Source organism: Nocardia cerradoensis NBRC 101014 (genome assembly GCF_000308535.1).
Taxonomy (GTDB): Bacteria; Actinomycetota; Actinomycetes; order Mycobacteriales; family Mycobacteriaceae; genus Nocardia; species Nocardia cerradoensis.
The window spans coordinates 1-1,390 of the sequence record NZ_BAFW01000232.1; the positions used below are offsets into that span (position 1 = coordinate 1).

The window sequence follows — 1,390 nt, forward strand, 5'->3', positions numbered from 1 at the left end:
GCGCCGCCTCGGCGCGCGCGGCCAGCCGGGCGGCCGAGAGCGAGTCGACACCGAGCTCGAACAGGTTCGCCGCGACGCTCACCCGCTCACCGCCGGTGATCGCGGCGACGATATCGGCCAGGGCCGCTTCGTGTTCGGTACGCGCCGCCACGAATTCCGCCGTGTCGTCGAACTCCGGTCGTGGGAGCGCGGCGCGGTCGAGTTTGCCGTTCGCGGTGAGCGGCATCCGGTCGAGTACCTCGACGCGACCCGGAACCAGATACGACGGCAGCAGCCGCGCGAGCCGGTCCCGGATCGCCCGCCCGTCGATCACCGCGCCCGGCCTGAGCGTCACATACGCCACGATGCGCTCCGCGGTCGCGACCGCGACCGCGCGCGCCACCTCCGGGACTGCGCACGCCGCCGCCTCGATATCCCCCGGTTCGACGCGCTGGCCGTGAACCTTCACCTGGAAGTCGCTGCGGCCCAGGAAGTCCAGTTCGCCGGATCCGGTCCAGCGCACCAGATCGCCGGTGCGGTACAGGCGCTCACCCGGTGCGCCGAACGGATGCGCGACGAAGGCCGCGCAGGTCAGGTCGGCGCGGCCGTGGTAGCCGCGCGCCACTTGGACACCGGAGACGTACAGGTCGCCCACGACGCCGACCGGCACCGCGCGCAGTCTCCGGTCCAAGACGTACACCCGCATACCGGAGACAGGTGCGCCGATCGGGACCGTCGCGGGAGCCGCCACATCGGGCAGGCATCGCGCGGAGGTCACCACCTCCGCTTCGGCCGGGCCGTACCAGTTGACCACCTCCGCCGCGGTGAACACCCGCGCCGCGGCATCGACGGTGGACTGCGCCAGCGCCTCACCGGCGACGAATACCCTTCGCACCGAGGGAAATTCGGTTTCGCCGATGGTTTCGAGGAGAACGTCGAGCATCGACGGGACGAAATGTACGGTCGTGATTCCCCGGTTCGCGACGCAGTCCGCGAGATAGGCCGGATCGCGATGCCCGTCGGGCTCGGCGATCGCGATGCGCGCGCCGGTCTGCAACGGCCAGAACAGCTCCCACACCGCGATATCGAAGGTGACGGGGGTCTTGTGCAGGACCGTATCGCCGGCGCCGTGCGGCCACTGCCGCTGCGCCCAGGCCAGCTGACTCGCGGTGGCCGCGTGGGTCAGCGCCACCCCCTTGGGCACGCCGGTGGAGCCGGAGGTGAACAGGATGTAGGCCACATTGTCCGGCCGCAGCGATGCGAGCCGGTGCGCATCGGTGATCGCGTCGCCGGACAGGGTGGACAGATCCAGCCGATCGAGATCCACGCGCGCACATTCCGGCGGGAGGCCGTCGCCGTCGGTCGAGGTCGTGAGAACCAGGCGCGGATGTGCCGCGTCCAGCACGTCGGC

Annotated in this window: 1 protein-coding gene; it reads right to left on the minus strand. The window is 71.2% G+C overall.

All coding sequences use genetic code 11. The features are described 5' to 3' along the window. On the minus strand, positions 1 to 1,384 hold a 1,384-nt coding region (locus tag ON23_RS24300; RefSeq protein ID WP_245556097.1), incomplete at its 3' end, for an amino acid adenylation domain-containing protein. Positions 1,385 to 1,390 lie beyond the last annotated feature (6 nt).